The sequence below is a fragment of the Rubellimicrobium mesophilum DSM 19309 genome, assembly GCF_000600335.2.
In the GTDB taxonomy this organism is placed as follows: domain Bacteria; phylum Pseudomonadota; class Alphaproteobacteria; order Rhodobacterales; family Rhodobacteraceae; genus Rubellimicrobium; species Rubellimicrobium mesophilum.
In genome coordinates, this window is record NZ_KK088564.1 from 1 (window position 1) to 20,832 (window position 20,832).

18 protein-coding genes and 2 pseudogenes are annotated in these 20,832 nt (G+C 71.3%); 14 read left to right on the top strand and 6 right to left on the bottom strand.

Annotation, left to right across the window (positions count from 1 at the left end):
* The 7 genes and pseudogenes from RUMESO_RS08780 to RUMESO_RS08810 form a co-directional block, all read left to right on the top strand.
* Positions 1 to 218, top strand: a pseudogene (locus tag RUMESO_RS08780) (xanthine dehydrogenase small subunit); the annotation flags it as partial.
* A 1-nt stretch (position 219) separates the two neighbouring features.
* Complete coding sequence (gene xdhB / locus RUMESO_RS08785; RefSeq protein ID WP_051521150.1) at positions 220 to 2,544, top strand: xanthine dehydrogenase molybdopterin binding subunit; 2,325 nt, start codon at positions 220 to 222, stop codon at positions 2,542 to 2,544.
* The gene (xdhC, locus tag RUMESO_RS08790) at positions 2,541 to 3,329 is read left to right on the top strand and encodes a xanthine dehydrogenase accessory protein XdhC (RefSeq protein WP_082483502.1); all 789 of its coding nucleotides are present in this window, start codon (positions 2,541 to 2,543) and stop codon (positions 3,327 to 3,329) included. The genes xdhB and xdhC overlap by 4 nt, the downstream gene beginning before the upstream one ends.
* Positions 3,326 to 4,693 (top strand): guanine deaminase, encoded by a 1,368-nt coding sequence (gene guaD, locus RUMESO_RS08795; protein WP_082483504.1) that lies wholly within the window; start codon positions 3,326 to 3,328, stop codon positions 4,691 to 4,693. The genes xdhC and guaD overlap by 4 nt, the downstream gene beginning before the upstream one ends.
* A gap of 229 nt (positions 4,694 to 4,922) precedes the next feature.
* Complete coding sequence (locus RUMESO_RS08800; RefSeq protein WP_051521151.1) at positions 4,923 to 5,789, top strand: bifunctional allantoicase/(S)-ureidoglycine aminohydrolase; 867 nt, start codon at positions 4,923 to 4,925, stop codon at positions 5,787 to 5,789.
* Between the two features lie 91 nt (positions 5,790 to 5,880).
* On the top strand, positions 5,881 to 8,154 hold the full coding sequence (locus RUMESO_RS08805; protein WP_037279770.1) for an NADP-dependent malic enzyme: 2,274 nt from the start codon (positions 5,881 to 5,883) through the stop codon (positions 8,152 to 8,154).
* Between the two features lie 52 nt (positions 8,155 to 8,206).
* The gene (locus tag RUMESO_RS08810; protein WP_051521152.1) at positions 8,207 to 9,712 is read left to right on the top strand and encodes a nucleobase:cation symporter-2 family protein; all 1,506 of its coding nucleotides are present in this window, start codon (positions 8,207 to 8,209) and stop codon (positions 9,710 to 9,712) included.
* Positions 9,713 to 9,804: 92 nt separating this feature from the next.
* Here RUMESO_RS08810 and puuE read toward each other — a convergent pair whose 3' ends face one another.
* Positions 9,805 to 11,217 carry an allantoinase PuuE gene (gene puuE, locus RUMESO_RS08815; RefSeq protein ID WP_037279722.1) on the bottom strand — a complete coding sequence of 471 codons (1,413 nt, stop codon included), beginning with the start codon at positions 11,215 to 11,217 and terminating at the stop codon, positions 9,805 to 9,807.
* Between the two features lie 143 nt (positions 11,218 to 11,360).
* Here puuE and uraH point away from each other — a divergent pair, with 143 nt between their 5' ends.
* Positions 11,361 to 11,714, top strand: a complete 354-nt coding sequence (uraH, locus tag RUMESO_RS08820) for a hydroxyisourate hydrolase (RefSeq protein WP_037279723.1) — start codon at positions 11,361 to 11,363, stop codon at positions 11,712 to 11,714.
* Between the two features lie 284 nt (positions 11,715 to 11,998).
* Here uraH and RUMESO_RS08825 read toward each other — a convergent pair whose 3' ends face one another.
* Positions 11,999 to 12,916, bottom strand: coding sequence for a LysR family transcriptional regulator (locus RUMESO_RS08825; protein ID WP_037279724.1), 918 nt, complete (start codon positions 12,914 to 12,916; stop codon positions 11,999 to 12,001).
* 95 nt (positions 12,917 to 13,011) lie between these two features.
* Here RUMESO_RS08825 and RUMESO_RS08830 point away from each other — a divergent pair, with 95 nt between their 5' ends.
* A complete protein-coding gene (locus tag RUMESO_RS08830; protein ID WP_037279725.1) occupies positions 13,012 to 14,268 on the top strand; it encodes a urate hydroxylase PuuD in 1,257 nt (418 codons plus the stop codon).
* A gap of 271 nt (positions 14,269 to 14,539) precedes the next feature.
* Here the strand turns inward: RUMESO_RS08830 and RUMESO_RS08835 are convergent, their stop codons facing one another.
* Positions 14,540 to 15,415 carry a DMT family transporter gene (locus tag RUMESO_RS08835; protein WP_037279726.1) on the bottom strand — a complete coding sequence of 292 codons (876 nt, stop codon included), beginning with the start codon at positions 15,413 to 15,415 and terminating at the stop codon, positions 14,540 to 14,542.
* 155 nt (positions 15,416 to 15,570) lie between these two features.
* Between RUMESO_RS08835 and RUMESO_RS28470 the strand changes: the two are divergent.
* Together RUMESO_RS28470 and RUMESO_RS27050 are read left to right on the top strand one after the other, a co-directional pair.
* Positions 15,571 to 15,855: pseudogene (locus RUMESO_RS28470) on the top strand (LysR family transcriptional regulator); the annotation flags it as partial.
* Between the two features lie 70 nt (positions 15,856 to 15,925).
* Positions 15,926 to 16,417, top strand: a complete 492-nt coding sequence (locus tag RUMESO_RS27050) for a LysR substrate-binding domain-containing protein (protein ID WP_281177549.1) — start codon at positions 15,926 to 15,928, stop codon at positions 16,415 to 16,417.
* A 259-nt stretch (positions 16,418 to 16,676) separates the two neighbouring features.
* On the opposite strand, the gene RUMESO_RS08845 is transcribed toward RUMESO_RS27050, so the two are convergent.
* From RUMESO_RS08845 to RUMESO_RS08855, 3 genes are read right to left on the bottom strand one after another with little or no spacing between them, the layout of a single operon-like run.
* Positions 16,677 to 17,228, bottom strand: a complete 552-nt coding sequence (locus tag RUMESO_RS08845; RefSeq protein WP_082483506.1) for a cytochrome b — start codon at positions 17,226 to 17,228, stop codon at positions 16,677 to 16,679.
* Positions 17,225 to 17,782 (bottom strand): YceI family protein, encoded by a 558-nt coding sequence (locus tag RUMESO_RS08850; RefSeq protein WP_037279728.1) that lies wholly within the window; start codon positions 17,780 to 17,782, stop codon positions 17,225 to 17,227. Before RUMESO_RS08850 ends, RUMESO_RS08845 begins: the two co-directional genes overlap by 4 nt.
* A 38-nt stretch (positions 17,783 to 17,820) precedes the next feature.
* On the bottom strand, positions 17,821 to 18,084 hold the full coding sequence (locus RUMESO_RS08855) for a hypothetical protein (RefSeq protein WP_037279773.1): 264 nt from the start codon (positions 18,082 to 18,084) through the stop codon (positions 17,821 to 17,823).
* 509 nt (positions 18,085 to 18,593) lie between these two features.
* Here RUMESO_RS08855 and RUMESO_RS26235 point away from each other — a divergent pair.
* The 3 genes from RUMESO_RS26235 (at position 18,594) to RUMESO_RS08875 (ending at position 20,806) form a co-directional block, all read left to right on the top strand.
* Entirely contained in the window at positions 18,594 to 18,995 is a 402-nt protein-coding gene (locus RUMESO_RS26235) for a cupredoxin domain-containing protein (RefSeq protein WP_051521153.1), read from the top strand.
* A 135-nt stretch (positions 18,996 to 19,130) separates the two neighbouring features.
* Positions 19,131 to 20,045 (top strand): sigma-70 family RNA polymerase sigma factor, encoded by a 915-nt coding sequence (locus RUMESO_RS27055; protein ID WP_082483508.1) that lies wholly within the window; start codon positions 19,131 to 19,133, stop codon positions 20,043 to 20,045.
* Positions 20,042 to 20,806: an anti-sigma factor family protein gene (locus RUMESO_RS08875; RefSeq protein WP_051521154.1), complete on the top strand. Its 765-nt coding sequence runs from the start codon at positions 20,042 to 20,044 to the stop codon at positions 20,804 to 20,806. The genes RUMESO_RS27055 and RUMESO_RS08875 overlap by 4 nt, the downstream gene beginning before the upstream one ends.
* Positions 20,807 to 20,832 lie beyond the last annotated feature (26 nt).

Here is a 20,832-nt window from a genome sequence, read left to right on the forward strand (position 1 = left end):
CCCCCGCCGCCGAGGCCGCCCTCCGGGGCCGCCCCTTCTCGCGCGAGGCGTTCGAGGCCGCCGCCCGCGCCGTGCGCGGCGACTTCACCCCGCTCACCGACTGGCGGGCCAGCGCCGACTACCGCCAGGCCATCGCCGCGAACCTCCTCCGCCGCTTCTGGCTGGAGCAGTCCGGGGCCGACCTGCCCCTCCGCCTGACCCGCGCCGTGGGAGAGTGACATGAAGCACCAGGACATCGCCGCCACCGCGACGCCCGTCGAGACGACGCACGACTCTGCCGAGAAGCACGTCACCGGCCGCGCCGACTACACCGACGACCTCGCCGTCCCGCAGGGCACGCTCCACGCCTATCTCGGCCTGTCCAGGGTCGCGCACGGGCGCATCCGCTCCATGGACCTCGGCGCCGTTCGCGCTGCGCCGGGTGTCGTGGACGTGCTGACCGCCGCCGACATCCCCGGCCCCAACGACGTGAGCCCCGTCCACAAGCACGACGACCCCATCTTCGCGGACGACTTGGTGCAGTTCCACGGCCAGCCCCTCTTCGCCGTCCTGGCCGAGACCCGCGACCGGGCCCGCCGCGCCGCCGCCCTCGCGCGCATCGACTACGAGGAGCTGCCCTTCGCGCTCGACCCCATCGCGGCCCGCGACTCCGGCATGGGCCTTGTCACCGAAGGGATGACCCTGCGCCGTGGCGCGCCCGAGGAGGCGATGCCCCAGGCGCCCCGCCGCCTCACGGGCCGCATGGCCATCGGCGGCCAGGACCACTTCTACCTCGAAGGCCAGATCGCGCTCGCCATCCCCGGCGAGGACGACGAGGTGACGATCTTCACCTCCACCCAGCACCCCTCCGAGGTGCAGCATATAGTCGCCCAGGCGCTGGGCGTCCCCGCGAACGCCGTCGTCGTCAACGTCCGCCGCATGGGCGGCGGCTTCGGCGGCAAGGAAACGCAGATGAACCTCTTCGCTTGCGTCGCCGCCATCGCCGCCAAGAGGTGGGGCCGCGCCGTCAAGCTCCGCCCCGACCGCGACGACGACATGACCGCCACCGGCAAGCGCCACGACTTCGTGGTGGACTACGCGGTCGGCTTCGACGACGCGGGCAAGATCCTCGCCGTTGAGGGCGACTGGTACGCCCGCTGCGGCTTCTCCGCCGACCTCAGCGGCCCCGTGACGGACCGCGCCCTCTTCCACGCCGACAACGCCTACTTCTACCCGGCGGTCGAGCTCCGCTCGCATCCGCTCAAGACCAACACCGTCTCCAACACCGCCTTCCGGGGCTTCGGCGGCCCTCAGGGCGTCATCGTGGCCGAGCGCCTGATGGAGGAGATCGCCTACGCCACCGGCCAGGACACGCTCGCCGTCCGCAAGGCCAACTTCTACCGCAACGGCGACCTCACCCCCTACCACCAGACCGTCGAGGACATGATCCTCCCCCGCCTCGTCGCCGAGCTGGAGGAGACCTCCGCCTACGCCGCCCGCCGCCAGTCGGTCCTCGACTTCAACGCCGACATGGAGGCCCGGGGCGGCCCCCTCCGGCGCGGCCTCGCGCTGACTCCGGTGAAGTTCGGCATCAGCTTCACCGCGACCCACTACAACCAGGCCGGGGCGCTGGTGCACGTCTACTCGGACGGCTCGATCCACCTCAACCACGGCGGCTGCGAGATGGGGCAGGGACTCCACACCAAGATCGCGCAGGTCGTGGCCGACGCCTTCCAGGTGAGCCTCTCCCGCATCAAGGTCACCAAGACCACGACCGAGAAGGTCCCCAACACCTCCGCCACCGCCGCCTCGTCGGGCACCGACCTCAACGGCATGGCGGCGCTGAACGCCTGCGAGCAGATCAAGGCTCGCCTGATCGCCTTCCTCTGCGAGGCCAGGGACGCCACGCCCGACGAGGTCCGCTTCGTCCCCGACCACGTCTTCGTCCAGGGCGAGGCCATTCCCTTCGCCCAGGTCGTCCACATGGCCTACATGGCGCGGGTCCAGCTCTCGGCCGCCGGCTTCTACGCCACGCCCAAGATCCACTGGAACCGCGCCAAGGGCCAGGGCCGCCCCTTCTACTACTACGCCTACGGCGCCGCCTGCGCCGAGGTCTCGGTGGACACCCTGACTGGCGAATACGTCGTCGAGCGCGCCGACGTGCTCCACGATGTCGGCCGCTCCCTCAACCCCGCGCTCGACAGGGGCCAAGTGGAAGGCGCCTTCGTCCAGGGCATGGGCTGGCTCACCTCCGAGGAACTCTGGTGGGACGCGAAAGGGCGCCTGCGCACCTACGCTCCCTCCACCTACAAGATCCCACTCGCCTCGGACCGGCCCAAGCACTTCGACGTCCGCCTCGCCGACTGGTCCGTGAACAAGGAGCGCACGATCAAGCGGTCCAAGGCCGTGGGCGAGCCGCCCTTCATGCTCGGCATCTCGGTCTTCGAGGCCATCGGCCACGCCGTCGCCTCGGTCGCGGGCTACCGCATCGCCCCCCGCCTCGACGCCCCCGCCACGCCCGAGCGTGTCCTCATGGCCATCGAGCGCCTGCGGGGGGCCGCATGATCCGCGTCCGCGTCGCCCGCGCCCGGGGCTCGACCCCGCGCGAGGAGGGGGCCGAGATGTTCGTCGGTCCCGACCGGACCGTCGGCACCATCGGCGGCGGCCAGCTCGAATACCTCGCCATCGACCGCGCCCGGCAGATGCTCCGCCACGGCGAGGCCGAGGCCACCATGGACGTCCCCCTCGGCCCCGAGATCGGCCAGTGCTGCGGCGGCCGCGTCGAGCTCCGCCTCGACCGCGCCGGGCCCGCCCCGCGCGACCCCGGCCCCCCGGTCCTGATCTTCGGCGCGGGCCATGTCGGCCGTGCCCTCGCCGCCGCGCTCCTTCCCCTGCCGCTCTCCCCCCGCCTGATCGACCAGCGCCCAGAGGAGTTGGCATTGGCCCCACTCGGCATGCCCACGACTCTGACGCCGCTCCCGGAGAACGAGGTCCGCAAGGCCCCGCCCGGCGCGGCCTACGTCATCCTCACCCACGACCACGCGCTCGACTTCCTCCTGGCCCTGGAGGCGCTGGCCCGCCCCGACGCCGCCTACGTCGGCATGATCGGCAGCCGCAGCAAGCGCGCCACCTTCACCCGCCTCGCCCGCGAGCACGGTGCGGACGCGACACCCCTGGTCTGCCCCATCGGCGCCGGCTTCCCCGGCGACAAGCGCCCGGAGGTCATCGCCGCCTTCACCGCCGCCGAGCTCTTGACCCGGATGCTGGACGCCCCTCCCGTGGGCTCCCGCATCGGCCGTCCGCAGCCGGCCCGCCTCTCCGACCGACCCCTTGCAGGAGCGATCCCATGAAGACCCTTCTTCGCGGCCGGGTATTGAGTTTTCACGCCGACCCGTCCGAAACCGCCGACAACCACCGCTACATCGAGGACGGCGCCGTCGTCATCGACGGGGGCCGCATCTCCGCCGTCGGCGACTACGCCGCCCTCCGCGCCGAGGGCCTGCGCGAGATCGACCACCGCCCACACCTCATCCTGCCCGGCTTCATCGACCCGCACATCCACTTCCCCCAGGTTCAGGTGATCGCGAGTTGGGGCGCCCAGCTCCTCGACTGGCTGAACGGCTACACCTTCCCCGCCGAATCCCGCTTCGCCGACGAATCCCATGCCATCCGCATGGCCAACGCCTTCCTCGACCTGCTGATCGACCACGGCACGACCACCGCCAGCGCCTTCTGCTCGGTCCACCCCCAAAGCGCCGACGCCCTCTTCGCCGCCGCCGAGGCGCGCGGCATGGCCATGGTCGCCGGCAAGGTGATGATGGACCGCAACGCCCCCGAAAGCCTGAGCGACACCCCCCAGCGCGGTTACGACGAGACCAAGGCCCTGATCGCGCGCTGGCACGGGCGCGGGCGGCTGCGCTACGCCATCTCGCCCCGCTTCGCCATCACCTCGACGCCCGAGCAGATGCAGGCCGCCGGCGCGCTCGCGGACGAGCACCCGGGCCTCCATGTCCAGACGCACCTCAGCGAGAACCGGGACGAGATCGACTACACCCTCTCCCTCTATCCCGGCGCCCGCGACTACCTCGACGTCTACGACGGCTACGGCCTCCTGGGCCCGCACAGCCTCATGGGCCACGCCATCCACCTGTCCCCGCGCGAGGTCGCCCGCATGGCCGAGACGGGCACCCGCGCCATCCACTGCCCGACGTCCAACATGTTCCTGGGCTCCGGCCTCCTGGACGCGGAGGGCCTGCGGGCCTCCGGCGTCCCCCTCGGCGTCGCCACGGACGTGGGCGCGGGGACCAGCTACTCGATGCTCCAGACCCTCGACGCCGCCTACAAGGCGGCGCAGCTCCGGGGCTGCAAGCTGCATCCCCTCGCCGCCTTCCACTGGGCCACGCGCGGTAACGCCATCGCCCTGGGCCTGGAGGACCGGATCGGCACCCTCGAGCCCGGCCGCGACGCCGACCTCGTCGTGCTGGACGCGCGCGCGACCCCGGCCATGGCGATGAGGCTAGAGACGGTCGAGACACTGGCCGAGGAGCTGTTCCTGCTCCAGACCCTGGGCGACGACCGCGCCATCGCCGAGACCTACGTCGCCGGCCGCCCGATGAAGAGCCGCCCGGGCCGCTGCGGCGGCGCCTTCTGGGATGCCGGCCAGACGCGGGCCGCCGCGCCCGCCGCCGCCCCGGCCCGCGAACCTACGGCCTGAGAGCACAAGGCCGCCTGGCCCTGTAGGGTGGGGCTCCCGCCCCACCGAGCGATCGTCCGGCCGGGCTGGCCGTCTCCACCTCTTCGCGGGGCGCGCCGTCCACGCACCGCCCTGGCGTCGTCCGCCCCCATTTGCCGGAAATCCCGAAAGGTCCTTGCGCCGGTTTCCACGTTCCCAACTCGGCCTGATGACGGCCAACTGCGCGGGTCACGTCGCCGAGGAGCCCCGCATGACCGGACGCCGCTACCACGCCCCCGAAGGCGGGCACCCCCCGCAGACGCAGCTCCTGACCGACCGCGCCGTCTTCACCGAAGCCTATGCCGTGATCCCCCGGGGCACGATGCGCGACATCGTCACCAGCGCGCTGCCCTTCTGGGAGGGGACGCGCCTCTGGGTCCTCTCCCGCCCGCTCTCCGGCTTCGCCGAGACCTTCTCGCAATACCTCATGGAAGTCGCCCCCGGCGGCGGCAGCGACCGGCCCGAGCTCGACGAGGGCGCGGAAGGCGCGCTGTTCTTGCTGACGGGGGAGGTCGCGCTGACCATCGAGGGCCGCGCCCACGACCTCGCCCCCGGCGGTTTCGCCTACCTGCCTCCCGGCTGCCGCTGGCGCCTGCGCGCCACGGGCGAGGAACCCGCCCGCTTCCACTGGATCCGCAAGGCCTACGAGCCCGTCCCGGGCCTTGCCCTCCCCGAGCCCTTCGTGACCTCCGACGCCGAGGTCGAGCCCACCCCGATGCCCGGCACCGACGGCGCCTGGGCCACCACCCGCTTCATGGACCCTGCCGACCTGCGCCATGACATGCACGTGACGGTCGTCACCTTCCAGCCCGGCGCGGTGATCCCCTTCGCCGAGACGCACGTGATGGAGCACGGCCTCTACGTCCTCCAGGGCAAGGCCGTCTACCGGCTGAACCAGGACTGGGTCGAGGTCGAGGCCGGCGACTACATGTGGCTGCGCGCCTTCTGCCCGCAGGCCTGCTACGCCGGCGGCCCCGGCCCCTTCCGCTACCTGCTCTACAAGGACGTGAACCGCCACGCCGCCCTGCGCCGGACAGTGGCGGAGACGGGCCTCATCCAGCGGCTCGCGGCGGAGTAGGCGCACGCCCCCGCGCGGGGGCTCCACGACGGAACGATGGACGCGGCCCCGGAGAGGGCCGCTCCCGACACGGAGGAGACGATTCATGTCGCTGGACGAAACCCGGCTGGTCTCGGACCGCCAGGCCGCGCTCGACTACCACGAGTTCCCGAGGCCCGGGAAGCTGGAGATCCGGGCGACCAAGCCCATGGCGACGGGACGCGACCTTTCCCGCGCCTACTCCCCCGGCGTGGCCGAGGCCTGCCTGGAGATCGCCGCCACCCCCGCCGACGCCCGGCGCTACACCTCCAAGGGCAACCTCGTCGCCGTCATCTCCAACGGCACGGCGGTCCTGGGCTTGGGCAACATCGGCGCGCAGGCCTCCAAGCCCGTGATGGAGGGCAAGGCCGTCCTCTTCAAGAAGTTCGCCGGGGTGGACTGCTTCGACATCGAGGTGAACGAGCCCGACCCCGAGCGCCTCGCCGACCTGATCTGCCGGCTCGAGCCCACCTTCGGCGCGATCAACCTCGAGGACATCAAGGCCCCCGACTGCTTCACCGTGGAGCGCATCTGCCGCGAGCGCATGGGCATCCCGGTCTTCCACGACGACCAGCACGGGACCGCCATCGTCGCGGCGGCGGCGGCCACCAACGCCCTGCGGATCGCCGGCAAGTGCATCGAGGACATCCGCATCGTCGCCCTCGGCGCCGGCGCGGCGGGGATCGCCTGCTTGAGGATGCTCATGGCCATGGGCGCCCCGCGCGAGCACATCCTGATGCTCGACAGCAAGGGCGTGGTCCATGCCGGGCGCAACGACCTTACTCCCGAGAAGCGCGAGTTCGCGCAGGACACGGCCCTCCGTACCATCGAGGAGGCGCTCGACGGCGCCGACCTCTTCCTCGGCGTCTCCGGCCCCGGCCTCCTCACCGGCGAGATGGTGGCGCGCATGGCCGACACGCCCATCGTCTTCGCCCTCGCCAACCCCACGCCCGAGATCATGCCCGAAGAGGCCCGCTGCGCCGCGCCCGATGCGCTGATCGCCACGGGGCGCTCGGACTATCCCAACCAGGTCAACAACGTCCTCTGCTTCCCCTTCATCTTCCGGGGCGCGCTCGACGTGGGGGCCACCCAGATCAACGAAGCGATGAAGCTCGCCTGCGTCGAGGCCATCGCCGGCCTCGCCCGCGTCCCCGCCTCGGCCGAATTGGGCGCCGCCTACCAGGGCGAGCGCCTCGCCTTCGGCCCCGACTACCTGATCCCCAAGCCCTTCGACCCGCGCCTCCTCCCCACCGTGGCCGTGGCCGTCGCCCGCGCCGCGATGGAGAGCGGCGTCGCCACCCGCCCTCTCGACCTCGACGCCTACCGCCGCGGCCTGGAGGGCCAGGTCTACCGCTCCGCCCTCGTCATGCGGCCCGTGTTCGAGGCCGCGCGCGGCACCGCCCGCCGCATCGTCTTCGCCGAAGGCGAGGACCCCCGCGTCCTGCGCGCCGTCCAGGCGATGATCGAGGAGACCGGCGCCCGCCCCATCCTCATCGGCCGCCCCGAGGTGGTCGAGACCCGGATCGAGCGCGAGGCCCTGCCGCTGCGGCCTGGCACCGACTTCGAGTTGGTGAACCCGGAAAGCGACGCCCGCTTCCGTGACTACTGGGGCAGCTACTTCGACCTGATGCGGAGGAAGGGCGTCTCGCCCGACCTCGCCAAGGCGACGCTCCGCACCAACACCACCGCCATCGCCGCCGTCATGGTGCACCGGGGCGAGGCCGAATCCCTCATCTGCGGCACCGTCGGCCAATACCTCTGGCACCTCCGCTATCTCCGCGAGGTCCTGGCGCGCGACGGCCTGCACCCGGCGGGGGCGCTGTCCCTGGTCATCCTCGACAAGGGTCCGCTCTTCGTGGCCGACACCCATGTCCATACCGAGCCCACCGGCGCGCAACTCGCCGAGACCATGATCGCTGCCGCCCGCCACGTCCGCCGCTTCGGGCTCATACCCAAGCTGGCGCTCTGCTCGGGCTCGCAGTTCGGCAACCTCGACAGCCGCTCGGGCCGCGTGGCGCGCGAGGCGCTGGCGATCCTCGACGAGGTCGTGCCCGGCTTCGAATACGAGGGCGAGATGCACACCGACGCCGCGCTCGACCCCGACCTGCGCGAGCGGCTCTTCCCCGGCGGACGCCTGACCGGCAAGGCCAACGTGCTGGTCTACACCAGCACCGACGCCGCCGGCGCCGCTCGCAACCTTTTGAAGTCCGTGGGTGACGGACTCGAAGTAGGGCCCATCCTCATGGGGATGGGCAACCGGGCCCACATCGTGACCCCCTCGGTCACGGTGAGGGGCCTCCTGAACATGGCGGCGCTCGCCGCGATGCCGGTCTCGAGCTACGGCTGAGACGCAAGAAGGCCCGAACACGGGCACGACGCTCCAGGGAGGAGGAACAGACATGACGACATTCGAGGCGGTCGGAGCGCGACCGCGAGACCAGGTGGACGAGGTCCTTCCGGGGGCCAAGCTCTTCACCCTAGGTCTTCAGCACGTGCTGGTGATGTATGCGGGCGCCGTGGCGGTGCCGCTGATCGTCGGGCGTGCCCTGGGCCTGGAGGCCCAGGACGTGGCCTTCCTGATCGCCGCCGACCTCTTCGTCTGCGGCATCGTGTCGGTGATCCAGTCCTTCGGGGCCTCGCCGTATTTCGGCATCCGCCTGCCGGTGATGATGGGCGTGACCTTCGCCTCGGTCGGGCCGATGGTCTCGATCGCGGTGGCCAACCCCGGCGTCGAGGGCGCCCGGATGATCTTCGGTTCGATCATCGGGGCGGGCATCATCGGGATGCTGATCGCCCCGCTGGTCAGCCGGATGCTGCGCTTCTTCCCGCCCGTGGTGACCGGCACCATCATCCTCGTGATCGGCGTGTCGCTCATGCGGATCGGCATCAACTGGATCTTCGGCAACCCCGTCGGCCCGACCGCGCCCAAGCTGGTCAACCCCGACCACACCGCTTGGCTCGATGCGGTCAAGGCGCTCGGCGCCGGGGCCGGCGTCCCGCCGATCCCCGAGGGCCTCGCCCTGGCGCCGACCGCGCCGAACGTGGCCTATGCCGCGCCGTCCAACATCGCCATCTCGGTCCTCGTGCTGCTGACGGTGCTGCTGGTCGCGCGCTACGCCAAGGGCTTCCTGTCCAACATCGCGGTGCTCGTGGGCATCGTGGTGGGCGGCGTCGTGGCGGCGATGATGGGCAAGATGCCCTTCGACAAGGTCGCCGGCGCCGGCTGGTTCGAGCTCGTGACGCCCTTCCACTTCGGGATGCCGATCTTCGATCCCATCCTGATCCTGACCATGACCCTCGTCATGATCGTCGTGATGATCGAGTCCACCGGCATGTTCCTCGCGCTGGGCGAGATGTGCGGGCGCAGGATCGACCGCGCGTCCCTGTCGGCGGGCCTGCGGACCGACGGCCTCGGCACGTTGATCGGCGGCATCTTCAACACCTTCCCCTACACCTCGTTCAGCCAGAACGTCGGGCTGGTCGGCGTGACAGGCGTGCGCTCGCGCTTCGTCTGCGTGGCGGGCGGGCTGATCCTGGTCGTCCTCGGCCTGATCCCCAAGATGGCGGCGCTGGTGGAATCGCTCCCTGTGGCCGTGCTGGGCGGCGCGGGCCTCGTGATGTTCGGCATGGTCGCGGCGACCGGCGTCCGCATCCTCTCCGCCGTGGACTTCAAGGGGAACCGCTTCAACCTCTTCGTGGTGGCGATCTCCCTGGGCTTCGGGATGATCCCGCTCGTCGCCCCCGACTTCAAGATGTGGATGCCCCACGCGATCCACCCGCTGATCGACTCGGGCATCCTTCTCGCCTCGATCGCGGCGGTGGCGCTCAACGCCTTCTTCAACGGCGCGCGCCAGGCCAACGAGGGCGACATCCGCGACGCGGCCCTCGCCGCCGAGGCGCACTGAGAGAACGGGGCCGCTCCCGAGGAGAGCGGCCCCTCATGACCTTGGCGCCCCGGGGGGATTCCCAACTCCCCGGGACGTTCCGTTCCGGCGCGTCAGGACGGCAGCAACGCCCCGAGCCGCAGCTCCGCGATGCGCTCCACCTGCCGGCAGGCCTCCGCGAGCTCGGTCGCCCGGTCGTTGCCGATCCGCCGCTCGAAGGCCCGCAGGATGCCCGCCTTGTCGTGATCCCGCACGGCGATGATGAAGGGAAAGCCGTGCGTCCCGACATAGGCCGCGTTGAGCCGCCCGAAGGCTTCCCGCTCCTCGTCCGTCAGCGCGTCGAGCCCCGCCGAGGCCTGCTCCGAGGTGCTCTCGGCCGTCAGCCGCTTCGCCAGCGCGAGCTTCCCGGCAAGGTCCGGGTGCGCGACCAGCACCCCCATCCGTTCCTCCTCCGAGGCGGACCGGAAGGCGCGGACGAGCGCCGCGTGAAGGCCCCCAGCGGTGTCGTGGGCGTGCCCCATCTCCGCCGCATGGGCGCGCTCCGCGACCCAGGCCGAATGCTCGAAGACGCCGCCGAAGGCCGCAACGAAGCGCTCCGCGTCCATCTCGGACGGCCGCTCGCGCGGGACCGGGGGATGCTCCCGCGCCCAATGCTCGGCGATCTGGAGCCGCGTGGCGAACCAGACGCCCTCGTGCCGCCGCGCATGGTCGAGAAACCGCCGGAGCGCCAGCGCCCGCCCCGGCCGCCCGGCCAGCCGGCAATGGAGCCCGATGGACAGCATCTTGGGACTCCCTGCCACGCCCTCGGCATAGAGGCAATCGAAGCTGTCACGCAGGTAGCTCTCGAACTGCTCGCCATTGGCGAAGCCCGCCGGCGTGGCGAAGCGCATGTCGTTGGCGTCGAGCGTGTAGGGCACGATCAACTGGTCGCGCCCGCCGACCCGCATCCAGTAGGGCAGGTCGTCGGCGTAGCTGTCGGCCAGGTAGTCGAAGCCGCCCTCCTCGGCCGCGATCCGCACCGTGTTCACCGAGCACCGCCCAGTGTACCAGCCGCGCGGCTTCTCGCCCGTGACCTCCGTGTGGAGCCGGATCGCCTCCCTGATCTGGGCGCGCTCCTCCGCCTCGGCCATGTCCTTGTGCTCGACCCACTTGAGCCCGTGCGAGGCGATCTCCCAGCCGGCCTCCGTCATGGCCTGCACCTGCGCGGGCGACCGGGCGAGCGCCGTGGCAACCCCATAGACCGTCACCGGCAGGTCCCTCAGCAGCCGATGGAGCCGCCAGAAGCCGGCGCGCGCGCCATACTCGTAGATCGACTCCATGTTCCAGTGCCGTTGCCCGGGCCAGGGCTGGGCGCCCACGATCTCGGACAGGAAGGCCTCCGAGCTGGCGTCGCCGTGGAGGACGCAGTTCTCGCCCCCCTCCTCGTAGTTCAGGACGATCTGGACGGCGATCCTGGCTCCGTCCGGCCAGTTCGCATGGGGTGGGGTCGGGCCATGCCCGTGCAGGTCGCGGGGATATCGGGTCATCGTGGGTCCTCCTTCGCCTCCCTCCTAGGACAGGACCCCGCCCCCGTTTTTCGGGGATTTCTTGAAGGTGCTGCAGGACCGCCTCCCTTCCCGCCGGACCGCGAACAGGGCAGTCATGACGGAACGCGGCAGAGGAGGCGGTGATGGCGGGCTACCTGACGACCCATGTCCTGGACACGGCGCGGGGCTGCCCGGCCGAGGGCCTGAGGATCGACCTCTTCCGCCTCGACGGCGAGGCGCGGACCCACCTGCGGACCCTCGCGACCAACGTCGACGGCCGGACCGACGCCCACATCCTCCCCGCCGAGGAGTTCCGCACCGGCGACTACGAGCTCGTCTTCCACGCGGGCGACTACCTCGACCGCACCGGCGCGCCGCCCGAGAGCCCCCGCTTCCTAGGCATCGTGCCGATCCGCTTCGGGATGTCCAAGGCGGCGCACTACCACGTCCCCCTGCTGCTCTCGCCCTTCGGCTACTCCACCTACCGGGGGAGCTAGAGCGGAATCCGATCGGGTGGCCGTGGCCGTAGGGTGCGCTTCAGCGCACCGGCTCTCGCCATCCGCAGCCGTGGCACGGTGCGCTGAAGCACACCCTACGGCGTGCCTCTCGTTGCCACGCCGCAGCCGGATCGAATATCGCTCCCGCCCCAATTTTCCTTCCGGCCGTTAACCATTCCTAAATCTTTCCCTGCCATGGTGGTCCCGTCCCTGGGTCGCCGCCCGGCGGGGTAGGGGGAGCTGCGTCCTCCGCCGGGGCCGCCCGACCGGGATCAGGGGCCGCCCTAACCCTCGTCGGTCTGCCGCAAGGCGGAGGTGATCCGCTCGATCATGAACTCCATGAACAGCCGCGCCTTGGGGTCCTGGTGGCGGCGATGGGTGAAGAGGCAGGCCATCTGCACCGGCAGCGGCGGGGTCGCCTCGGCCACCCGGACCAGCGCGCCGCTCCGCAGGTGGTCCGCCACCTCGAACAGCGGCTTCATCACGATCCCATGCCCGGCCAGCGCCCAGTCCGTCAGCACGTCGCCGTCGTCGGACTCGAACCGCCCCCGCACCGCGTAGCGCTTGGGGCCGTCCTCGGACATCAGCGTCCACTGGAACTCCGCGGCGCCGGGAAAGCGCAGGTTCAGGCATTCGTGCCGCCCCCCCGCGAGGTCGGCGCCGGTCTCCGGGGCGCCGTGCCGCTCGACATAGGCGGAACTCGCGCAGAGGACGCGCCGGCAATCGGCGATGTGCCGGATGCGGAGCGTCGAGTCCTCGGGGGTCCCGAGGAAGAAGGCGATGTCGAGCCCCTCGGTGGTGATGTCGATCTTGCGGTCGCTCAGGCGCAGCCGCACGTCGATCATCGGATAGCGCGCCCCGAACTCCGGCACCAGCGGCGCGATCAGCCGCCGCCCCACGCCCAGCGGGGCCGCGACGAAGAGCGTCCCCCTCGGGTTCTGGGTGACGTCCCCGACCCCCGCCTCGGCCTCCTCGACGGCCTCCAGCACCCGCCTTGCGCCGTCGTAGAAGATGCGCCCCTGCTCGGTGGGCGCGAGGCTCCGCGTCGTCCTCTGGAACAGCCGGACCCCCAGATGCTCCTCGAGTTGGGAGATGCGCGCCGAGGCCACGGCGGGCGAGATCCGCTGGTCCCGCGCGGCGGCCGACATGCTGCCCAGCTCGTAGACGCGCACGAAGGTGCGGATGTTCTCGAAGTAGGACATTCTTCGGTTTTGTTTGACGCTGCTTGGTTTCCGCCGACGATACGCAGTCCCGGTATGAACGCATAGCATGGCCCGGTCCTGGAGGAGAACGAGCCATGCACGACTTTGCCATCATGTGGGACTGGCTGGCCTTCGCGGTCCGCTGGCTGCACGTCATCTGCGCCATCGCCTGGATCGGGTCGAGCTTCTACTTCGTCGCCCTCGACCTCGGCCTGCGGAAGGCGCCGCATCTGCCCGTGGGCGCCCACGGCGAGGAGTGGCAGGTCCACGGAGGTGGCTTCTACCACATCCAGAAATACCTCGTGGCGCCCGAGCAGATGCCGGATCACCTGACCTGGTTCAAGTGGGAGAGCTACGCGACCTGGCTCTCGGGCGCGACGCTGCTGATGATCGTCTACTGGGCGGGGGCCGAGCTCTTCCTCGTGGACCCGTCCAAGACCGACCTTTCCCCGTTCCAGGGCATCCTGATCTCGGCCGGGTCGCTGACCATCGGCTGGCTCGCCTACGACCGGCTCTGCAAGTCGCCCCTGGGCAACCAGCCGACCGGGCTCATGCTGGTGCTCTTCGCGCTGCTGGTGGCGATGTCATGGGGCTATCATCAGGTCTTCACCGGCCGCGCCGCGATGCTGCACCTGGGCGCCTTCACGGCGACGATCATGTCGGCCAACGTCTTCCTGGTCATCATCCCGAACCAGAAGATTGTCGTCGCGGACCTGATGGCCGGGCGCACGCCGGACCCGAAGTACGGCAAGATCGCCAAGCTGCGCAGCACGCACAACAACTACCTGACGCTGCCGGTGCTGTTCCTGATGCTGTCGAACCACTACCCGCTGGCGACCTCGACCCACTACGCCTGGATCATCGCCGCGCTGATCTTCCTGATGGGCGTCACCATCCGCCACTGGTTCAACACCCGGCACGCCCGCAAGGGCAGCCCGACCTGGACCTGGGCCGCGACCGCGATGCTCTTCGTCGCCGTGATGTGGCTGAGCACCGCACCGCTTCGCGACGGCGACATCGAGCAAGCCGAGGCGCGCCCGCTGACCGAATCCGAGCTCCAGCTCACGCAGGCGCCGGGCTTCGAGGAGGTCCACAGCATCGTCGCCGGGCGCTGCTCCATGTGCCACTCGCGCGAGCCGTTCCAGGAGGGCTTCCTCTGGGCGCCCCGGGGCCTCTACCTCGAGACCGAGGCCGACGTGGCCCGCGCCGCCTCCGAGATATTCATCCAGGCCGGCGTTACCCACGCCATGCCGCCCGCGAACGTGAGCGGCATGGAGGACGAGGAGCGGGAGAAGATCGTGGCCTGGTACCGCAGCCGTCCCGAGGGCCTGGCCGAACTCGCCCTGAATTGAGGCGGGGGCCGAACGGAAGGGTCGGACAGGGGAGCCGTCTCCTGTCCGGCATGGACCGGACCACGGGCCGAGGCCGTCGGGCGACTCCCATGTGGGCGGGCCGAAGCGTCTGCGTGGCCCTCTCGGTCAGGCCGGCCTTGGCCAGCCCCAAGGGCTCGCGAAGGAGCCGGCTCGGCCGAGGCGGCCCTCGGGCCGTCCGCCGATCGTTGGCTCGGGTCTTCGGACAGTGCCCTGATCCCTCCGCCGGCGCTGCCATCGGAGCGGCCTTCCGTCAGGCCTGCGCGAGCCGCCTCGCGCCGGAGAGCCCGTTGAAGACCATCGCCATGAGCAGGATCGCGCCGCCGAGGAGGGTGCCGACGCTCGCCGTCTCGCCCAGGAGGAGCCAGACCCAGACGGGGGCCAGCATCACCTCGGTGTTGGAGAGGAGCGTGAGCTCGGCCGCCGGCACCACCTTGCTGCCCAGGGTATAGAGGATCATGCCGCCCGAGAGCGTGACCGCGCCCATGAACATGGACCAGAGCGCGTCCGTCACCGGCACGGCCAGCGGCTGCCCGATCTGACCGGCGAGGAGGGCGCCCGCGACGATGGAGAAGAGGCTGCCCAGCAGCACCACCGGCAGCGTGTCGTCGAGCCTGCGCCAGCGCAGCGTGATGGTGAAGAGGGCGAAGCCCAGCGAGGAGAGGAGCGCGGCGACGTTCCCGGCCAGGGCCCCGCCCTCCAGTCCCTCGCGCACCATGACGAAGATGCCGACCAGCGCGACGGCGATGGCGGCCCAGGTCTGGGAGGCGACGCGCTCGCGCAGGACGGCCCAGCCCAGGAGGGCGGCCAGGAAGGGCGAGGCGGCGAAGAGGAAGACCGCGTTGGCGATGCTCGTGGCCTGGATGGCATAGATCGCCCCGCCGAAGGCACCGATGAGGCCCAGGCCGCCGAGGACGCCGGCGAGCCCGACCTTGCGGATCGCGGGCCAGGGCGAGCCGCCCGCGCGCCAGACGAGGAAGCCCAGGAGCACCGGCACCATGCCGAGCGAGCGCCAGAAGAGGACGGCCCAGGACCCCGCCTCCGCGATCTGCCGGATGATGAGCCCCTGGAACGACCACAGCACCCCAGCCACCAGCACCAGCGCCATGCCCGTTCCGTATCGCATCATCCGTCTCGCACGTCGTCCTGTGGGAAAGCCCCATTCAGGTAAGGCTTGCACCGGGGGTCAATCAAACGAATAGATCTGAGGCGTCATCTCAGCCTGGCTGATAGGTCGTGCCTGAACCTCTCGACCTCGCCCTGCTCCGCAGCTTCGTCGCCGTCGTGGAATGCGGGAGCGTCCTGCACGCGGCCTCCCGCGTCGGGCGCAGCCAGTCGGCGGTGAGCATGCAGATGCAGCGGCTCGAGGAGGAGATCGGCCGGTCGCTGTTCCACCGCGACGGCCGGACGCTCCGGCCCAACCCGGCCGGCGAGGAGCTTCTCCTCCACGCGCGCCGGCTCCTGCGCCTGTCCCACGAGGCCCTGGCGAGCCTGCGCCGACCCGAAGAGGCCGGGCTGGTGCGCCTGGGCGTCCCCGAGGACTACGCCGCCTTCCTGCTGCCGCCGGTGCTGGCGCGCTTCGCGCAGGAGCACCCCCTGGTGGACATCGAGCTCTCCTGCGATCCCCTCGCCGGCCCTGCTGCGGCACCTCGAGGCCGGCCGGCTCGACCTCGCGCTGGTGACGCGCCAGCCTCACCAGCCCTTCGCGGTGCTGCGCCGCGAGCGCTTCGTCTGGGCCGCCACGCCCGAGCACGGAGCCTGGCTGCGCGAGCCGCTTCCCGTGGCGCTCTTCGTGCCGGGCGACATCGCGCGCCGTCATGCGGTGGAGGCCTTGCAGCGGGCCGAGCGCGACTACCGGGTGGTCTGCTCCAGCGCGAGCCTGCTCGGCGTCATCGCCGCCGCGCAGGCGGGGCTGGCGGTGGTGGGCTTGGTCGAGGCCTCCGTCCCTCCCGGGCTGATGCGGCTGAGCGAGCCCGAGGGCCTGCCGCCCTTGCCCATGTTCGACCTCAGCCTCGTCCCCGGACCGGGGGAGCCCAGCCGCCTCGCGGCGCGGCTGCACGGCTTCCTCCTGCGGGAGTTGAGCCGCGAGGATGCCGAAGGCGGGCAAGCAATGCAGGGCTTCCAGCCCTAGCGGGTCGATCCGTGCCTGTCGTCTCCCAGGTCCATCGCAGGTGCGCCAAGCTCGCATGCCGTCGGGAGTTCCGCCCGAAGGCCCTGCTGGCCGGCGGGGCCGTTCGCGACATCCGCCCCGTCGAGGGGATGCGGGACCTTCCGCGATGAAGTGAGGCGAAGCCGGCTCCTTGTCGGATCGAAGCCGGCATCCCGGGCGGGGGCGGCCGCAGGCCGGCCCATCCGGCCTGTTCGCCGGCGACCTGCCGCGCCTTGGCTCGTCAGGCCCACCCCAGCATCCGACGCAGGGTGGCATCCCGATGGCCCCAGTGCCGCCAGAGCGCACCCGCGACGTGGATGGCGACGAGGACCGCGAGCGCGACGGAGAGCCAGAGGTGCAGGGCGAAGCCCCGGCGGTCCCAGGCCTCGGAGACCGGCGCGATGCGCGGCAACGTCCAGCGACCGAAGAGGACCGTGTCGATGCCGGTGGCCGAGGAGGCCGACCATCCCGCGAGCGGAACCGCCAGCATCAGGGCATAGAGAGCCCGATGGGACGTGGCGGCAAGCCGAAGCTGCCAGGGCGCCACCCCCTCGGACAGCATGACGGGCGGAGGGCTGAGCCGGTGCCACACGAGCCGCAGGAGAACGAGCACGAGGAGCATGACCCCGAGGCTCTTGTGCAGCCCGTAGAGCCAGAGCGTCCCGAGGCTCGGCTGGGTGCGGGCGAGCCAGAGACCGAACGGCAGCATCGCAAGGAGACCCGCCGCCATGAGCCAGTGCAGCGCGCGGCTCACGAGGCCCCAGGTCTCCGGTCCGTTCCGCGCCCGCATCATCCCGCGGCCCGAAGCGCCGCCACGATGTCGAGGCGGACATCGTCGCCCACGAGGTCCGACCAGCCGGTCGCGCCGAAGTCGGACCGGTGGATCAGGCCGTTCAGCGTCACCGTCAGGCGTGACAGGTCCGGGGTGCTGCTGGTCAGGCGAGCGTCGAGCGTGATGGGGCGGGTCACGCCCCGGATGACGATGTCGCCGTCGATCCGGGCCTGTCCATCGCCCACCAGGGTAACGCGGCGGCTCTGGAAGGTGATCGTCGGGTAGTCGGCCGCATCGAGCACGCGAGGGCCCGTCATGGCCTGGGTGGCCAGGGGGTGGCCGGCATCGGCGCGGGTCACGTCCACCGCGACGCTCACTTGCGAGGCGCCGACGTCATCGAGGTCCAGGGACAGGCTGGCGCCCGCGACGGCCATCCGACCTCGCACGGGGTCCGCGCCGAAGGTCCAGGTGAACGCGACGCGGGAGGCGCCGCCGTCGAGGACATAGGGCTGGGGAGCGGCGGTCGCAGGCCCGGCGAGGGCGAGAAGGAGGGGAAGCAGGCGGAGAGGCGACATGGGAGCGGCTCGCGCGGCGAAATGGGGCGGGATCGGTGTCAGCCCCGGGGCCTGAGGCGCGCATGGGCGTTCGCCGCATCCGTGTCGGTCGCCGGGGTCTGCCGGTCGTCGCCCGTGAAGGGACTGCCCTGACCGGGCGCGAGGTCCCCGCCGTGGCCGGCGGGATTGACCTGGAACGGCTGGCTGTCGGGGCTGAGCCCATGCCGGGTCGCCTCGAAGAGGTGGTCGTCGGCCCGACCTGCGACTGGAGCAAGCGCCAGGGCGGCAAGGGCGAGCGCGAGGAGGAGGTGGTGGTGTCTCATGTGGTGCTCCCCGGACTGGGAGCGACCGACGCCGTCCGCAGGCAGGACGATCACGGTCGCGGTGAAGGCTCGTTGGATCATGCAGGAGAGTGACGGGACCGGACGCGGTTTTGTCCTTCTGCCCGGGCGCTCACGCATTCGTGCGGGCGCCATGCGCCGTGCTCCTTGGCGCCGGCCTCCCGCGCATCGCCTCTTGCGCGACCGTGCGACGGAGCGGACGCAGACTCGCCGCACTGCGACCAGGAGCCGCCGGACGCGCAGCGGGCCGGACGCGCACGCGGATGCCGCCGTCGATGGGGATGCCAAAGGCGAGCGGAGTGGGCCGGAGCACCTCCGACCCAGGGGCCAAGACCTTCATGAGGTCGCGAAATCCCGGCGTGCGACACGACCGTGTGATGTCCATGACCGTCGGGGACAAGCTTCGGCCTTTTTCCGTCCTTTCCATCGCTTCCGCCGGGCCAGGTCGATGGGATCTGGGCCTGATGTCGGTCCAACCATGGGAGCCGGAAATGTCCAGCCTCACGCGTCGCGTCCTTCTCGTCCAAGGTCTCCTGGGCGCCGCCGCCCTGCCGGCCCTGGCCCAGGGCTATGGCCAGATGGGCGGCGACGGGCGGGCCGGCACCGCCTCGGGCCAGGACGCATCGGTCCAGGGGGACATGGCGTCCGTGGCCACGGTGACGATCCGCGACAGGGCGTTCAACCCGCCCAGCCTGACCGTGGCGGTTGGCCAGCCAGTGCGCTTCGTCAACGAGGATGGCGTCACCCACACGATCACCGCCGACGACGGCGCCTTCGACGTGGAGGACATGACGCCGGGCCGCGCGGTGCGGCTCACCTTCCCGGCCCCGGGGACCTATGCCTACCACTGCGAGATCCACCCGATGATGACGGGGACCTTGACCATCGCCTGAGCGGTCGCGGCGCGCCTGCGGACCACCGGACGATCGCGGCCGGAACGGATAAAACCTGAGCCGGCTCCGTCATTGTCCTCGCGTCCTCCCCCGAGGCGCGTGCTCACCGACGTTCCGGATCAACGGAGAGACCTGATGACGATCCCCCACCTTGCCCGCTTGCCCGCCCTGGCCGCGACCCTCGTCCTGGCCGGCTCCGCCGCCTGGGCCGATACGGGCATCAAGACCGGCGACAGCAGTCTGGGCCCCGTGCTCACCGACGGGAATGGCATGACGCTCTACGTCTTCGACAGGGACGAGGATGGCTTGCCCGCCTGCTACGACCAATGCGCCGCCAACTGGCCGCCGCTCGTGGCGGCCGAGGGCGCCGCGGCCGAGGGCGAGTACGGCCTCGTCCAGCGCACCGACGGCACCATGCAATGGACCTACGACGGCAAGCCGCTGTATCTCTGGATCAACGACAAGGCTCCGGGCGACGTGACCGGCGACGGCGTCAACGGCGTCTGGCACGTGGCCAACCCGACTGATGCCGACGAGATGACCGTCCTGGACGAGATCGAGGCCTGCATTCCCGCGCTGCGGCGCTACGCGCACGCGCTGGTCCGCAACCGCGATGCGGCCGACGACCTCGTCCAGGACTGCCTCGAGCGCGCGGTCGCCGGCCGCGCCCGATGGCGGGGAGACGGTCCCGTGCGCGCCTGGCTCTTCCGCATCCTCCTCAACCGCTTCCGTGACGGCCATCGCGGCGCGGATGCCCTCAGGCACCTCGTCGTGGTCGACAGGCCGAGGGAGCCGTCCGGCTCCGGCGGGCAGGACGAGCGCCTGGCCCTGAGGGAAGTGGAGGAGGCCCTGAAGCGCCTGCCGTCCGACCAGCGCACGGCCCTGCTGCTGGTGGCGCTGGAAGGAATGACCATCGAGGAGGCGGCCCAGGTGCTCGGGATCCCGGAAGGCACGCTCGCGTCGCGCATCGCCCGGGCCCGCGTGGCGCTCCGAGAGCTGACGGGGCGCGATGGCGGGACGCCACGGGGCCGGAGGGAGCTCGCGGGATGAGCCGTCAAGAGGTCGATAGCGAGGAGCTGGTTCGGCTGCGCCACGGCGGCCCGGAAAGGCGGGCGGAGCTGGCCGCGCTCGCCGACGGGGATGCCACGGTTCGGCAGCGCCTGCTGGAATGGGATCGCCAGGACGACGCCATCCGCGCACTCTATGGTCCGATCGCCGGAGAGCCCTTGCCCTGGCGGCACCTGGACGCCGTGCGGGGCGCGAGCGGGCCGGAACGCGGACTCGGACCTTGGCGGAGGGCGGCCGTGGCCGCGGTGGCCCTTGTCGCCCTGGGCGCCCTGGTCGGCTGGTCCGCCTCGCACCTCCTGGCGCCCGAGCTCGGGACCACGGAGCTCGCCGTGGAGGCCTTTCGCGCCCACGCCACCTTCGCGCCCGAGGTCCTGCATCCGGTCGAGGTGTCCGACGAGGCGGAGCTCTCGACTTGGCTGTCCCGCCGGCTGGGGCAGGCGATCCGCCCGCCCCGGCTCGACGCCTTCGGCTATCGCCTCGTCGGCGGCCGGATCGTGCCGGCGGACAACGGTCCCGCCGCGCTCCTGATGTATGAGGACGAGCAGGGAAGCCGTCTCACCATCCTCGTGGCGCGAGCGGCGAGCGACGACGAGACGGGCTTCCGCTACGCCAGGGAGAACGGCCTGGGCAGCCTCTGGTGGAGCGACGATGGATTGGCTTGCGCGGTCGTGGGCGAATTGCCCCGGGCCATCCTGCGGGACATCTCCCAAGCGACCTACGACCAGTTGGGTCCGTTCGGATGACGCGATGGGGCAGCCGCCGCAGGGCC

Bases quoted from the DNA above. Each gene is read 5' to 3' on its own strand.
- xdhB (WP_051521150.1), top strand. From the start codon at position 220: ATGAAGCACCAGGACATCGCCGCCACCGCGACGCCCGTCGAGACGACG.
- xdhC (WP_082483502.1), top strand. From the start codon at position 2,541: ATGATCCGCGTCCGCGTCGCCCGCGCCCGGGGCTCGACCCCGCGCGAG.
- guaD (WP_082483504.1), top strand. From the start codon at position 3,326: ATGAAGACCCTTCTTCGCGGCCGGGTATTGAGTTTTCACGCCGACCCG.
- RUMESO_RS08800 (WP_051521151.1), top strand. From the start codon at position 4,923: ATGACCGGACGCCGCTACCACGCCCCCGAAGGCGGGCACCCCCCGCAG.
- RUMESO_RS08810 (WP_051521152.1), top strand. From the start codon at position 8,207: ATGACGACATTCGAGGCGGTCGGAGCGCGACCGCGAGACCAGGTGGAC.
- puuE (WP_037279722.1), bottom strand. From the start codon at position 11,217: ATGACCCGATATCCCCGCGACCTGCACGGGCATGGCCCGACCCCACCC.
- uraH (WP_037279723.1), top strand. From the start codon at position 11,361: ATGGCGGGCTACCTGACGACCCATGTCCTGGACACGGCGCGGGGCTGC.
- RUMESO_RS08825 (WP_037279724.1), bottom strand. From the start codon at position 12,916: ATGTCCTACTTCGAGAACATCCGCACCTTCGTGCGCGTCTACGAGCTG.
- RUMESO_RS08830 (WP_037279725.1), top strand. From the start codon at position 13,012: ATGCACGACTTTGCCATCATGTGGGACTGGCTGGCCTTCGCGGTCCGC.
- RUMESO_RS08835 (WP_037279726.1), bottom strand. From the start codon at position 15,415: ATGATGCGATACGGAACGGGCATGGCGCTGGTGCTGGTGGCTGGGGTG.
- RUMESO_RS08845 (WP_082483506.1), bottom strand. From the start codon at position 17,228: ATGATGCGGGCGCGGAACGGACCGGAGACCTGGGGCCTCGTGAGCCGC.
- RUMESO_RS08850 (WP_037279728.1), bottom strand. From the start codon at position 17,782: ATGTCGCCTCTCCGCCTGCTTCCCCTCCTTCTCGCCCTCGCCGGGCCT.
- RUMESO_RS08855 (WP_037279773.1), bottom strand. From the start codon at position 18,084: ATGAGACACCACCACCTCCTCCTCGCGCTCGCCCTTGCCGCCCTGGCG.
- RUMESO_RS26235 (WP_051521153.1), top strand. From the start codon at position 18,594: ATGTCCAGCCTCACGCGTCGCGTCCTTCTCGTCCAAGGTCTCCTGGGC.
- RUMESO_RS27055 (WP_082483508.1), top strand. From the start codon at position 19,131: ATGACGATCCCCCACCTTGCCCGCTTGCCCGCCCTGGCCGCGACCCTC.
- RUMESO_RS08875 (WP_051521154.1), top strand. From the start codon at position 20,042: ATGAGCCGTCAAGAGGTCGATAGCGAGGAGCTGGTTCGGCTGCGCCAC.